The sequence below is a fragment of the Acrocarpospora sp. B8E8 genome, assembly GCF_039871605.1.
Classification (GTDB): Bacteria; Actinomycetota; Actinomycetes; order Streptosporangiales; family Streptosporangiaceae; genus Acrocarpospora; species Acrocarpospora macrocephala.
This window is the reverse complement of the sequence record NZ_JBDPLV010000033.1, coordinates 68,761-81,122: the sequence shown is the minus strand read 5'-3', so window position 1 is coordinate 81,122 and position 12,362 is coordinate 68,761. Positions and strand designations below refer to the sequence as shown.

Below are 12,362 nucleotides of genomic sequence, written 5' to 3'. Positions count from 1 at the left end.
GTGTCCAGATTGATCAGCTCGACAGTGCTCCGTGGCGTCATCGGCGCCACGGGGCTGCTTGTCGTTCTGGAGGCCGCGGGCAGGACGGGCCTCATCGACGCCGCATTCATCCCGCTCACCTCCACCATCCTGAGCAGGGCCGTGGAACTCGCCGTCGACGGCGAGTTCCTCGGCCACGCGCTCGCCAGCGTGGAAGCCTGGTTCTGGGCACTCGCGCTGACCATCGCCATCGCGGTGCCGGCCGGTCTGCTGCTCGGGGTGGCCCGGCCCGCCGAGGTCGCGACCCGGCCGCTGATCGAGTTCCTCCGGCCCATCCCGTCGGTGGCCCTCATCCCACTGGCTATCATGATCTTCCAGAACCAGCTGCACATGCGCATGTCGGTCGCGGTGTACGCGGCCACCTGGCCGGTGCTGATCAACACCATCTACGGTGTCCGCGACGTCGACCCGCTGGCCAAGGAGACGCTGCGGAGCTTCGGTTTCGGTCCTGGCGCGACGGTGTTCCGGGTCGTGCTGCCCAGCGCGGCCCCGTTCATCGCCACCGGGGTACGGCTGGCCGCCTCGGTCGCCATCATCCTGGTGGTTAGCGCTGAGGTGGTGGCGGGCGGCACCAACGGCGTCGGCGTCTTCATCAGCACGGCGGGCAGCGGCAACCGGGTCGACCTGATGATCGCCGCGACCGCCTGGGTGGGCGTGTTCGGCATCGCCGTCAACTCGCTGCTGGTGGCCGCGGAGAAACGGGTCTTCCGCTGGCATCACAGCCGGATGGCGGGTGTGTCGTGACCCGTACAAGCCTCAACCGGAAAAGCTTCGCGAGCAGGGTGGCCGGGCTCTGGATCGTGCCGGTGACGCTGGTGCTGTGGGAGCTGGCCACCCGGCTCGCCGCCCAGCCCTACTTCCCCGCGCCGAGCACGATCGCGGTGCGCATCCAGGAGCTCTGGTTCTCCGGGCCGCTGACCCGGGGGCTGCTGACCGACGAGGCGATCGAGGCCTTCGCGCCGAGCCTCGGCCGGCTGTTCGCGGGCTGGATCCTGGCCAGCGCGGCCGGAATCCTGATCGGGGTCGCCATCGGGCGGTCGGCCAGGCTGGCCGACTACCTGGACCCGATGTTGCAGTTCGGCCGGGCGGTGCCGCCACCACTGCTGGTGCCGATCTTCTTCGCGCTGTTCCAGATCGGCACGGCCACCCAGCTGGCGATCATCGTCTTCGGCGTGATCTGGCCGGTGCTGCTGAACACGGCGGACGGCTGCAAGACCGTGGATCGCCAGTATCTGGAGACGGCCCGGGTCTTCGGGTTCTCCCGCGCCGACGTGCTGTGGCGGGTGGTGATCCCGGCGGCCATGCCGAAGATCTTCGCGGGTCTGCGGCTCAGCCTGTCCCTGGCGCTGATCCTGATGGTGGTGTCCGAGCTGATCGGCAGCACCAGCGGGATCGGATACGGCCTGCTCACCGCGCAGCAGAACTTCCTGTTCGCCGACGTATGGGCCTACATCGTCCTGCTCGGCGTGCTGGGATTCCTGCTCAACGCCTCGTTCCTCCTGCTGGAGGGCCGCATCCTGGCATGGCATCAGCGTGCCCGGCGGACGATCTAGAAGATCTCGGAAGATCTAGGAAGCTCCGGTGCTTGAGTTAGTCGATCTGACCCACAGTTACGGCACATATCGCGCCATCGACCGCATCAATCTGACCGTCAAGCAGGGCGAGGTGGTCTGCGTCGTGGGCCCCTCCGGCTGCGGCAAGTCCACCCTGCTGCGGTCCATCGCGGGGCTGATCAAGCCCAGCGGCGGCGCCGTCCTGCTGGAAGGCCGGCCGGTCGAGAGCACGCCGGACAACCTGGCCGTGGTCTTCCAGGACTACAGCCGCTCCCTCTACCCGTGGCTGTCGGCGCTGGCCAACGTCGGCCTGCCGCTGCGCCGCCGCGGCCTGGACCGCAAGGCCAGGGACGAGGCGGCGATGGCCGCGCTCACCGAGGTGGGCCTGGGCGCCGCCGCCGCCAAGTTCCCGTGGGAGCTGTCCGGCGGCATGCAGCAGCGGGTGTCGATCGCCCGGGCGCTGGCCTACCGGCCGTCGCTGCTGCTCATGGACGAGCCGTTCGGCTCGGTGGACGCGCAGACCAGGGAAGAGCTGGAAGATCTGGTGCTCCGGGTCTGCGCGCACCACGGCATGACCATCCTGCTGATCACCCACGACGTGGACGAGAGCGTCTACGTCGGGGATCGCGTGGTCGTGCTCAGCAAGGCGCCGGGGACCGTGGCAGGCGACCTCACCGTCGATCTGCCGGGACCCCGCGACCAGATCCGCACCCGCGAACTCGACGCCTTCGTCAAGCTCCGCGCCGACGTCGGCCGGATGGTTCGCGGCATAACCACCCATCACGAAATGGAGACCAGGTGACCGCACAACCCGCCGACGCCGTCTGGGACGCGATCTACGGCATTTCACGCTTCGCCGCGCTGTCCACGATGGCCGAACTCGACTTCGCCGCGCACCTGCGGGACGGGCCCCTCAGCGCCGACCAGCTGGCCGCGCGCTGCGACGCCCACCCCCTGTCGGTCCGGCGAGTGCTCCGCGAGCTGGCGGGAATGGGGTTCGTCCGCAGCGTGCCGGAGGGTTACGAGGTCACCGAGGCAGGGCTCCTCCTGACGGACGACTCCCCCGGCTCGTTGCGCTCGGCCATCCGGCTGGTAGGCGAGGAGGCGTACTGGAACGGCATGGGCAAACTCCCCAAGACGGTCAAGTCCGGCGTCTCGGCCTTCCGCGAGCTGCACGGTCCGGTATACAAGTACCTGGGCGCGAACCCGGAGGCCGCAGTCGTCTTCGACGACTACATGACCCGCCGGGCGATCCCGTTCGCCAGCGGCCTGGCCGACCACTACGACTTCACCGGCGTCGAGCGGGTGGTGGACGTGGGCGGCGGGCGCGGGCACATCCTGACCGCCGTGCTGGCCGCCCACCCGGGGACCCGCGGCGTGCTGTTCGACCTGGACCGGGTGATCCCGTCCGGGCGGGAGGCGATCGCGGCGGCCGGTCTGGCCGACCGGTGCGAGTGCGTGGTGGGCGACTTCTTCGTCCCGGACGGCATCCCGGCCGGGGACGTGTACATCCTCGCCAATGTCATCCACAACTGGAACGACGACGACTCGGTCCGGATCCTGAGCAACATCCGGGCCGCGATGCCCTCCACCGGCAAGATCCTAATAGTGGAGATCGTCCTCCCCGACGACGACTCCCCGCATGTCGGCTTGGACGGCGACATGCGAATGCTGGCCCTGATCGGGGACGGAATGGAACGGACCCGGACGGAATATCAGACGCTGCTGGAGAAGAGCGGCCTGGCCCTGTCCAAGATCGTCGAGCTGCCCGCCTGGGCGAGCGCGGTCGTAGCGACCCCGATCTAGCGGATTCCGCGATTCAACCGTGTAACAGAAACCGCCGTCCCCGGCTAGCGCTGCCAGCCGGGGACGGCCACCCGCATGGTGAGCGCGTGCTCGACCAGCGTGATGAGCGTGCTCTTCACCGAGTCCCTGGCCCGCGCGTCGGTGCGGACCACCGGGATGTGCGGAGACAGCGTGAGCGCCTCCCTGATCTCGTTCTCCCCGTGCGGGTAGGTCCCGTCGAAGCCGTTGACGCCGACCACGAAGGGCAGCTTGGCTTCCTCGAAGTAGTCCACGGCGGGAAAACTGTCGGCCAACCGGCGGGTGTCCACCAGGACCACCGCGCCGATCGCGCCACGCACCAGGTCATCCCACATGAACCAGAAACGGTGCTGACCAGGCGTGCCGAACAGATACAGGATCAGATCCTGGTCCAGCGACACCCGGCCGAAGTCCATCGCCACCGTGGTCGTCGTCTTGTGCGGGGTCAGCCCGACGTCGTCGATTCCGGCCGAGGCGTCGGTCATCACCGCCTCCGTGGTCAGCGGCACGATCTCCGACACCGCTCCCACGAAGGTCGTCTTGCCAACCCCGAAGCCGCCCGCAACGACGATCTTCGTTGAGGTGAGGCCCCGGCCGGCGCCCGCGGCGCCTGCCCCGGGGTTATAGCCGTCGAAGTCCACTGAGCACCCTTTCCAACAAGCCCAAGTCCGGCTTACCCGCGTCCAGCTGCGGCTGGTGCACGTGCACCAACCCCTCGGCCGCCATGTCGGCGATCACCACCCGGGCCACCCCGAGCGGCATCCGCAGCAGCGCCGAGATCTCCGCCACCGAGCGCACCTGCCGACACAACGAACTGATCGCCTGGCGCTCCGGGGTCAACGTCGAGAGATCGACGTGCCCGGCGGTCGCCGAGGAGACCAGGGCCTCCATGGCGAGCTGCATCCGCGGCGACGTCCGGCCACCGGTTACCGCGTACGGCCGTACCAGCGAGCTGGTTTCCGCCGGAGGCTCGCCTGTCCAGCCGCCTGCCACCGCGTCCTCCTAGTGTCGATCAACGGGGATGCGAGGATTGGAGCTCGGCCCGCACCGCTGGCGTGAGAACCTGACCCGCGCGCTCGACCAGGAGCGTCATCTGGTAGGCCACCAGGCCCATGTCACAATCGGCCGCCGCCAGCACGGCCAGACACGAACCATCGCTGATCGACATGATCAGGAGCAGCCCGCGCTGCATCTCGACCACCGTCTGCGTGACCGGGCCGCCCTCGAACACCCGGGACGCGCCCTGCGTCAGGCTGATCAGGCCGGCGGCCACCGCCGCCAGCTGGTCGGCCCGATCCTTGGGGAACCCCTCGGAGAACGCCAGGGGCAATCCGTCGGCGGAGACCACCACGGTGTGGGCCACGCCTGGGACGTTGTTCACAAAATCAGTGATCAGCCAATTGACGCCGCGAGCGGCCTGGCTCATTTCCCTCATGCCTCATCCTTATCGCTCTCAGGACCGCTGTGGACGGCCCCAGGCCATCCTTGCTCCTCGCTGATGTCACCCCTGGCCACCGCACGGCCTTGCCGTACGCCCTGCTGGAAGCTCGACAGGCGGCTGCGCACCCGCTCGGGGGAGACCCCGGGCATCGGGCCGGGCGGTGCGGCGGGAACGGCGGCGGGCGCGACGGCGGCCGCCGCGACCGCCGAGGACGGCTTGGAGTCCGCGGAACCGGGGACCAAGTTGGCCTTGGGCACCCGTTTCGGCAGACCGGAAGAGGTTACCCCGCCCAGGGCGGGCTCGGCTGCGGCCTTGGCGGCCTGCCAGCCCGCGTCAGCCGGGGACGACCAGGCCTTGCGCTCGGCCGGGCCGCCTTCCGCGTCCCCGTCGGGCTCTTCCGAGCTGGGCGCGGACCGGCGGAACCAGTCGGACTCGACCGCCGCGAAGATCGGGAGGAACTCGTCGATCTCCTCCAGCGGCGAGCTGCGGACCACCGGCAGCGGGCCGGTGTTGTCCACGTCCGGCTCGAACGGGCCGCGTAACGGCCGCCCCGGCCAGCCGTTGCCCCGCTCTCCTGGAGCGCCCTGCGGCCCGCCAGGCCAGCTGGGGCTGCCGGGCGTGGGCGGCTGCCCGGGCCAGGGCGTCTCGGCCGGGACGCCGTTGTCGAAGGGTCGGGGGGAGGCGTAGGAACCGGAGGAGAAGGCGCCGGAGTCGAACGGGTTCGGCCCGGTCGTGTTGCCCGCCCCGAATCCACCGGAGGTGCTGGGGTCGAACGGGTTGGGGCCGGTCGTGTTGAATCCACCGGAGATGCTCGGGTCGAACGGGTTGGGACCGGTCGCGTTCCCGGCGCCGAAGGCACCGGACTCGAACGGGCTGCGCCCGCCCGGGTCGAACGGATTGCGGGTGGGCCCGGTGTCGAACGGGTTGCTCCCGGCAGCCGGTTCGAACGGGTTGCGCGTGCCGAACGGGTTGGTGGTGGACCCGGTGTCGAACGGGCCGCGCTCCAGAGCGGGCGGCGTACGGTCGAAACCGCCCTGCTGGTTGCGCTGCTCGAAGTTCTCGAACCGGCCACGCCGCCACGGCTCGGGCGCGCCCATGCCAGGGGCGTCCGCGCCGAAGACCGGCGGGCGGCCCATCGTCTCGAACGAGGTGGGGCTGGCCAGCGCGGGCTGCCCGAACGCCGGAGCGGGCGGCAGGCCGTACTGCTGGGGGCCGCCGGGCAGGGCGGCGGGCTGCTGCGGCATGCCGGGGAACGCGGCGGGCTGGGAGAGCAGCGACTCGGGCAGCAGCACCATGGCGGTCAGGCCGCCCATGTCCTGCTGGCGCAGCTGCACCCGGATGCCGTGCCGCAGGGCCAGCCGGCCGACCACGAACAGGCCCATCCGGCGGGACACCGACACGTCCACGACGGGCGGGTTGGCCAGCCGCCAGTTGGCGGCGGCGAGCTCCTCGCCGGTCATGCCGATGCCGACGTCGCTGACGGAGATCATCAGTCCGCCGCCGTCGATCCGGTTGCTGGAGACGGCGACCTTGGTCTCCCGGGGGGAGAAGGAGATCGCGTTCTCGACCAGCTCGGCGACCAGGTGCACGACGTCGTTGACGGACTGGCCGACGACGGCGACGCCCGGCTGGATCTGGATGTTGACCCGCTCGTAGTTCTCCACCTCCGACAGGGAGGCGCGGACCACGTCCACCACGGGGACCGGCTGGCCCCACCGGCGGGCGGGTTCCTGCCCGGCGAGGACCAGGAGGTTCTCACTGTTACGGCGCATGCGGGTGGCCAGGTGGTCCAGCTTGAACAGGTTGCCGAGCCGCTGGTCGTCCTGTTCGCCCTGCTCCAGGCCCTCGATGAGGGACAGCTGGCGTTCCACCAGCGTCTGGGTGCGGCGGGACAGGTTGACGAACATCGAGTTGACGTTGCTGCGCAGCTTGGCCTCGTCGCCGGCCAGCCGGACCGCCTCGCGGTGGACCTCGTCGAAGGCCCGGGCGACTTCCCCGATCTCGTCGCTGGTGGTGACCCCGATCGGGAACACGTCGGGGGCCTCGGCGGACTCGCCGGATTCGCGCAGCCGCTGGACCGTGTCCGGCAGCCGGGATCCGGCGATCTCCAGGGCCTCCCGGCGCAGCCGGCGCAGCGGGCGGGTGAGCGAGCTCGCCACCAGGGCGGTGATGGCCAGCACGACGGCCAGCAGGACCAGGATCAGGACGCCGGAGATGATGGCGCTGCGCTGCTCGCTGTCCTGCAGCGACTGACTGTGCGTGACCACCTGGGCGCCGAGGTCCTTCTCCACTTCGCGCATCAGGTCGATGGTGGAGGAGGCCGCGTTGTACCAGCTGGAGGCGTCGTTGCTGCGGAGCAGGTCGAGGTTGCCGATGAAGGTGCCCGCGCGGACCTGGGCGAGCGCGAGCGCGCGCATCGAGTGCGTGCGCTCGACCTCGGGGCCCTGCACCGTGCTCTTGTAGAGGGCGGCGATCGCGGGCGACGCCTCCTTCTGGAAGGTCACCAGGTCAGCGTCGTGGTTGCGGACAGCGGTGAGGAAGTCGGAGAGGTCGTCGTAGTCCAGCTTGCCCTTGGCGATGATCGCGACGGTCAGGATGCCGCGGCTCCTGGACAGGTTCTCCTTGGCCCGGCTGAGCGCGGTCAGCGCCAGGCTGTCGCCGAACAGCTGCTGGTCGGCGCCGCTGCGGCCGAGGTCCTCGTGGAGCACGCTGATGTCGGCGATCATGCGGGTGTACATGCCGATGGCGCCTCGGGCGGGCACCTGGCTGCTGATGAGGCCCTTGCGGTGCCCCTCCAGGCCCTGGAGCCAGCCGGTGATGCGCTTGGCCTGGTTGAGCACGCGGGTGGGCTGCGACTCGTCCAGCGTCTGGAGCGACTCGATCACCCGGCCCCGGATCCCGTCCACCTTGTTCTGCTGGTTGAGGACCTGGTTCTTCCGGGAGTTGCGGAAGCCCTCGGCGCTGTACATGGCCATCAGGTCGCGTTCTCTGGCCAGCTCATGGTTGATCTCGTCCAGCTGGACCACGAGTTCGGCGACCTGGGTGAGCCGGCGGTACTCGGCCGACGTGCTGATCGCCGCGGTGAGCTGAACACCGGCGAAGAGCACGCCGACGACCGTCGGCAGGAGGATCAGCGCGACCAGGCGGGAGCGCACCCGCCAGTTGCCCAGCCGCATAAACGCAGCGCGGGAGCCGGAGGAAGCCGCCGAAGCCGTGGGCTCCGGCCCGTTCCCTATCGCTCGGCCACCTCGCGGGTCGTGCGTTGTCACTGGCTTCTAAACCTCTCGCCTGTCACGCGTGTGCCTTCTGTGGCATCAGAAATTGGAACACACCATTACCAGATCGGCGAATCACACATGTTGCACGAATCCGGACGTATGGCATGTTATTACTTGGCAGCGACCTTCTCGATGACATCCGCGGCAATCCGCAACCCGTCCCGGCGGCGGATCTCCGTACCGGCGGCGGCCAGGCGTTCGCGCAGTTCGGTGTCGCCGAGCAGGCGGTCGAGCGCCGCGTAGAGCTCTTCGTCGGTGAACGTGTAGGTGTTCAGGCGGACGCCGCAGCCGGTCTCGTGGACCCGCTGGGCGTTGTCGTACTGGTCCCAGAACAGCGGCAGCACGATCATCGGCTTGCCGAAGTGCAGCGCCTCGGTGGTGGTGTTGTTGCCGCCGTGGGTGATGACGAGGTCGACCAGCGGGATGATCTTAGTCTGCGGCACGAACTCCGCACCCCACATATTGGGCGCGAGCTCGATCTCCGCGTGCAGCGGGCCCTTGGAGACGATGTACTTGTGCGGCGTACGGCCCAGCGCGTCGATCACCCGCCGCATCAGTTCCACATCGGCGGAACCGAGCGAACCGAGCGAGAAATAGATCAACGCCTCGTCGCCACGCTCGAAGGGAAGCGTGAAAGACTCATCGGTCTCCCGGACCGAGGAGTCCAGCCGGGTCCACGACGGGTCCAGCGGGCGCTCGGCGGTGTAGTCGATGATCTCGGGGTAGACGTAGAGGTTGGCGTCGCCCTCGTGGATGAAGTCCAGGTCCGGCAGCGGCGGAGCGCCCTGCTCGACCACCCAGGCGTTGAACGCGGTCCAGATCTCCCGGTGGGTGCGGTCGTACTCGGCCCGGAACTCCGCCCAGCCGGTGCCGTCGGCGGGCAGGCCGGAGAAGACCGGGGCCACGCCGTCGCCACGCACCTCCAGCGGGTTGCACGACATGATCCGGACGAACGGCACGCCCGCGGTCAGCAGCGCCGGGAAGGTGATGACGTTGTCCTCGACGATCACGTCCGGCTTGACCCGGGCGATGATGTCCTTCAGCTGCGGCTCGCAGTACTTCGCGCCGTCGATCAGGGCGTCCCAGATCGGCTTGGTGACCGTCTCCAGCTGCACCTGGGTGGACTTGCGGTATTCCGGCGCGGTGTCGCGGATGAAGTCCTTCCAGAACTGGCCGGCGTCCTGCTCCCCCGCGTCCTCGGCGGGCTCGGCCAGGTCGACCAGGTCCTCCTCGAACCCGAGGGCGGTCAGCTTGCCCTTCCAGGACGCCTCCGCGGCGAAGACCACCCGGTGCCCGCGGCGGCGCAGCACGTCGCCGATGCCGATGCAGTTGTTGGTGGGCCCGTAGGCGCTCTCCGGCATGAAGAGCACCGTCAGCGGCTGCTCAACCATTCGTCTGTCTCCCGATCGCAATCAATGTCCGGTGGGGACGGCAGGGCGGCGGGCGCCGCAAGCGCCCGCCGCCACACCAACGGCCTTACTGAGCTGCCTGGACCTCGGTCGACAGGCGGGTGTACTTCACCGAGTCCTGGCCGAGGTCGATGATCGACTCACCCTCCAGCAACTTCGCGGGCGTCATCGCGAGCGGCGGGTAGGACGCGTAGAGCGCGGGGTCCACGCTGTCCATCGCGGCCTTGTTGGGGACCTTGTAGAGGATGTTCGCGGCCACCCACCCGTGCACCTTCGGGTCCAGGATGTAGTTGATGAAGGCGTGCGCCGCCTCCTTGTTCTTGGAGGACTTCAGGATCACCATCGTGTCCGCCCAGAGGTCGCTGCCCTCGGTCGGGATGACGAACTTGACCTTCGGCTTGTCCGTCGGGCACCAGCCGTCCCAGGCCACGGCCATGGCCGCCTCGCCCTCGGCCACCTTCGTGCCGAAGGTGGTGTCGTCGAAGGCGAGCATGGTCGACTTGGCCTTGAGCAGCAGATCCTTGGCCGCGGCCAGGTCGGCGTCGGAGGTGGTGTTGATCGACTTCTTGAGGGCCTTCAGCGCGGGCAGCGCGAGCCAGCGCTCGGTGGTCATCATGAGGACCTTGCCGACGGCCTTGCCCTTCGGGGCGAGGATGTCGTTCCAGCTGGTCGGCGGCGCGTCCACCATGTCGGTGCGGTAGCAGATGCCGGTGGTGCCCCAGGTGTAGGGCACGGAGAAGACGTTGCCCTTGTCGTAGGACAGGTTGGCGGCCTCGGGGTAGAGGTTGGCCAGGTTCGGGATCAGCTCGGGGTGCAGGGGTTCGAGCAGACCGGCCTCGTTGAGCGCCTGCGCGTACTGACCGGAGACGAACACCAGGTCGAAGCTGGTGTCCTGGCCGGTGGTCAGCTTGCCCATGATGTCTTCGTTGGTGGCATGCGGAGCGATCTTCAGATCGAACTTCAGATCCTTCTTGATCCGCTCGGGGAGGTCCGGCGGGCTGTACCCCTCCCAGATCGACATGGAGAGGCTCTGCTTGCTGAGATCAGCGTTGGGGTCGAGCTGAACCGTCGTGGCGCTAGGCGCCGCCGCCGCGGTGGAGTCCGGCGAGGTGCTTGATCCACCACACGCGGCCAGCGCGAGGACAAGTCCGGCGGCGGTGAAAGCAGCCGGCAGTTGACGGGTGTACCGGATACGGGACACGACCGCTACTCCTTCATAGGTGCCTTGATGCCTGCGAGCAGCAGACCAAAGAGGGAGTGTTGCAGTCCATATCAAGATAGATCAAGACTTTTCGGGACATTGTTAGCTGGACGTTCACGGTCTGATTTGAATCTGGATTCAACTCATGTCCCGGTCCACTTTGCGAACCCGGACAAATCACCATAAATCACCATTTAATGATCTTTATCTGGGCAAAGCTAAGGGCCATGTGCCGGTTCCAGCGCATGGCCCTTAATGCCTATTTTCTGCCTAGTACGGTCTCCCGTACGCCGACCGCACCGTCAGCACATATTCCACCAAGGTGATCAAAGTCGACTTGACCGCCTCCCGGGAACGCGCGTCCGTACGGATGACCGGAATGGTGGCGGCCAGCGACAACGCCTCCCGCACCTCCTCCTCGGCGTGCAGGAACTGCCCGTCCCAGCCGTTCATCGCCACCACGAAGGGCAGCTGGGCCTCTTCGAAGTAGTCGATGGCGGGGAAGCTGTCGGCCAACCGGCGGCTGTCCACCAGCACGACCGCGCCGATCGCGCCCCGCACCAGGTCATCCCACATGAACCAGAAACGGTGCTGCCCGGGCGTGCCGAACAGGTACAGGATCAGGTCCTGGTCGAGGGAGAGCCGGCCGAAGTCCATGGCCACCGTGGTGGTGGTCTTGTTCGGCGTCAGCCCGAGGTCGTCGATGCCGGTGCTGGCATCGGTCATCACCGCTTCGGTCGTCAGCGGAAGGATCTCCGAGACGGCACCGACGAAGGTCGTCTTGCCCACGCCGAACCCGCCCGCCACGACGATCTTCGTCGAGGTCAGGCCGCGACTAGAGCCTGCGAAGTCCACTGAGCACCCTTTCGAGCAAATTGTGGTCTGGTTGTCCCTGGTTGAGCTGCGGCATGTGCAGGCGGACCAGACCCTCGTCGGCCAGGTCGGCGATCAGCACCCGCGCCACGCCGAGGGGGACCCGGAGCAGCGCGGAGATCTCCGCGACCGAACGCACGGAACGGCAGAGCGTCATGATCGCTTCCTGCTCGGGCTCGAGCATCGAGTAGTCATCGCTCATGAACGTCACCGTGGAGACCAACGTCTCCATCGCCAGATGGTAACGCGGTTCCGCACGTCCTCCGGTGACGGCGTACGGACGGAAGAGCGGCTCGTCCTCGGTGCCCTCAGGTCCACGCATCACCGAACATCACCGGCGACTGGTCTGCAGTTCGGCCCGCAACGCCGGCGTGAGCGTCTGACCTGCGCGCTCGACCAGCAGCGTCATCTGGTAGGCCACCAGACCCATGTCGCAGTCCGGCGCCGCCAGCACGGTCAGGCAGGAGCCGTCGCTGATGGCCATCACGAGCACCAGGCCGCGCTGCATCTCCACCACGGTCTGGGTCACCTCGCCGCCGTCGAACACCCGGGAGGCGCCCGCCGTGAGGCTGAGCAGCCCGGCGGCCACCGCCGCCAGCTGGTCGGCCCGGTCCGGGGGAAAGCCGTCGGAGTTCGCCAGCCGCAGGCCGTCGGCGGAGACCACCACGGCGTGCGCGACGCCGGGGGTGCCGCTCACGAACTCGGTGATCAGCCAGTCGAACCTGCGCGCCTCGACGCTCAGCT

Annotated in this window: 13 protein-coding genes; 4 read left to right on the top strand and 9 right to left on the bottom strand. The window is 68.5% G+C overall.

From position 1 onward, the window contains the following. The 4 genes from ABGB08_RS28975 to ABGB08_RS28960 are packed head-to-tail and all read left to right on the top strand — an operon-like array spanning nucleotide 1 to nucleotide 3,398. Nucleotides 1-783: an ABC transporter permease gene (locus ABGB08_RS28975; RefSeq protein WP_347596094.1), complete on the top strand. Its 783-nt coding sequence runs from the start codon at nucleotides 1-3 to the stop codon at nucleotides 781-783. Further along, nucleotides 780-1,592, top strand: coding sequence for an ABC transporter permease (locus tag ABGB08_RS28970; RefSeq protein WP_347596091.1), 813 nt, complete (start codon nucleotides 780-782; stop codon nucleotides 1,590-1,592). Before ABGB08_RS28975 ends, ABGB08_RS28970 begins: the two co-directional genes overlap by 4 nt. Before the next feature lie 28 nt (nucleotides 1,593-1,620). Next, the gene (locus ABGB08_RS28965) at nucleotides 1,621-2,394 is read left to right on the top strand and encodes an ABC transporter ATP-binding protein (protein WP_347596088.1); all 774 of its coding nucleotides are present in this window, start codon (nucleotides 1,621-1,623) and stop codon (nucleotides 2,392-2,394) included. Next, nucleotides 2,391-3,398: a methyltransferase gene (locus ABGB08_RS28960; protein ID WP_347596085.1), complete on the top strand. Its 1,008-nt coding sequence runs from the start codon at nucleotides 2,391-2,393 to the stop codon at nucleotides 3,396-3,398. The genes ABGB08_RS28965 and ABGB08_RS28960 overlap by 4 nt, the downstream gene beginning before the upstream one ends. A 44-nt stretch (nucleotides 3,399-3,442) precedes the next feature. Here the strand turns inward: ABGB08_RS28960 and ABGB08_RS28955 are convergent, their stop codons facing one another. From ABGB08_RS28955 to ABGB08_RS28915, 9 genes are all read right to left on the bottom strand, one after another. Continuing rightward, nucleotides 3,443-4,057: an ATP/GTP-binding protein gene (locus tag ABGB08_RS28955; protein WP_347596082.1), complete on the bottom strand. Its 615-nt coding sequence runs from the start codon at nucleotides 4,055-4,057 to the stop codon at nucleotides 3,443-3,445. Continuing rightward, a complete protein-coding gene (locus tag ABGB08_RS28950) occupies nucleotides 4,038-4,409 on the bottom strand; it encodes a DUF742 domain-containing protein (RefSeq protein WP_155360689.1) in 372 nt (123 codons plus the stop codon). The genes ABGB08_RS28955 and ABGB08_RS28950 overlap by 20 nt, the downstream gene beginning before the upstream one ends. 19 nt (nucleotides 4,410-4,428) lie before the next feature. Beyond that, on the bottom strand, nucleotides 4,429-4,842 hold the full coding sequence (locus ABGB08_RS28945) for a roadblock/LC7 domain-containing protein (protein ID WP_204043937.1): 414 nt from the start codon (nucleotides 4,840-4,842) through the stop codon (nucleotides 4,429-4,431). 5 nt (nucleotides 4,843-4,847) lie between these two features. Further along, the gene (locus tag ABGB08_RS28940; protein ID WP_347596079.1) at nucleotides 4,848-8,033 is read right to left on the bottom strand and encodes a nitrate- and nitrite sensing domain-containing protein; all 3,186 of its coding nucleotides are present in this window, start codon (nucleotides 8,031-8,033) and stop codon (nucleotides 4,848-4,850) included. 212 nt (nucleotides 8,034-8,245) lie between these two features. Next, nucleotides 8,246-9,526, bottom strand: a complete 1,281-nt coding sequence (locus ABGB08_RS28935; protein ID WP_347596076.1) for a glycosyltransferase — start codon at nucleotides 9,524-9,526, stop codon at nucleotides 8,246-8,248. Nucleotides 9,527-9,611: 85 nt separating this feature from the next. Further along, on the bottom strand, nucleotides 9,612-10,745 hold the full coding sequence (locus ABGB08_RS28930; protein ID WP_347596073.1) for a spermidine/putrescine ABC transporter substrate-binding protein: 1,134 nt from the start codon (nucleotides 10,743-10,745) through the stop codon (nucleotides 9,612-9,614). A gap of 270 nt (nucleotides 10,746-11,015) precedes the next feature. Further along, nucleotides 11,016-11,600 carry an ATP/GTP-binding protein gene (locus ABGB08_RS28925; RefSeq protein ID WP_246264718.1) on the bottom strand — a complete coding sequence of 195 codons (585 nt, stop codon included), beginning with the start codon at nucleotides 11,598-11,600 and terminating at the stop codon, nucleotides 11,016-11,018. Continuing rightward, nucleotides 11,581-11,940 (bottom strand): DUF742 domain-containing protein, encoded by a 360-nt coding sequence (locus ABGB08_RS28920; RefSeq protein ID WP_155360693.1) that lies wholly within the window; start codon nucleotides 11,938-11,940, stop codon nucleotides 11,581-11,583. Before ABGB08_RS28920 ends, ABGB08_RS28925 begins: the two co-directional genes overlap by 20 nt. A gap of 9 nt (nucleotides 11,941-11,949) precedes the next feature. Next, nucleotides 11,950-12,360, bottom strand: coding sequence for a roadblock/LC7 domain-containing protein (locus ABGB08_RS28915; protein WP_218038488.1), 411 nt, complete (start codon nucleotides 12,358-12,360; stop codon nucleotides 11,950-11,952). Between the last annotated feature and the right edge of the window lie 2 nt (nucleotides 12,361-12,362).

What these genes read in the sequence shown, in the direction of transcription:
- ABGB08_RS28945 (WP_204043937.1), bottom strand. Translation starts at nt 4,842, where the DNA reads ATGAGCCAGGCCGCTCGCGGCGTCAATTGGCTGATCACTGATTTTGTG.
- ABGB08_RS28940 (WP_347596079.1), bottom strand. Translation starts at nt 8,033, where the DNA reads ATGCGGCTGGGCAACTGGCGGGTGCGCTCCCGCCTGGTCGCGCTGATC.
- ABGB08_RS28935 (WP_347596076.1), bottom strand. Translation starts at nt 9,526, where the DNA reads ATGGTTGAGCAGCCGCTGACGGTGCTCTTCATGCCGGAGAGCGCCTAC.
- ABGB08_RS28920 (WP_155360693.1), bottom strand. Translation starts at nt 11,940, where the DNA reads ATGCGTGGACCTGAGGGCACCGAGGACGAGCCGCTCTTCCGTCCGTAC.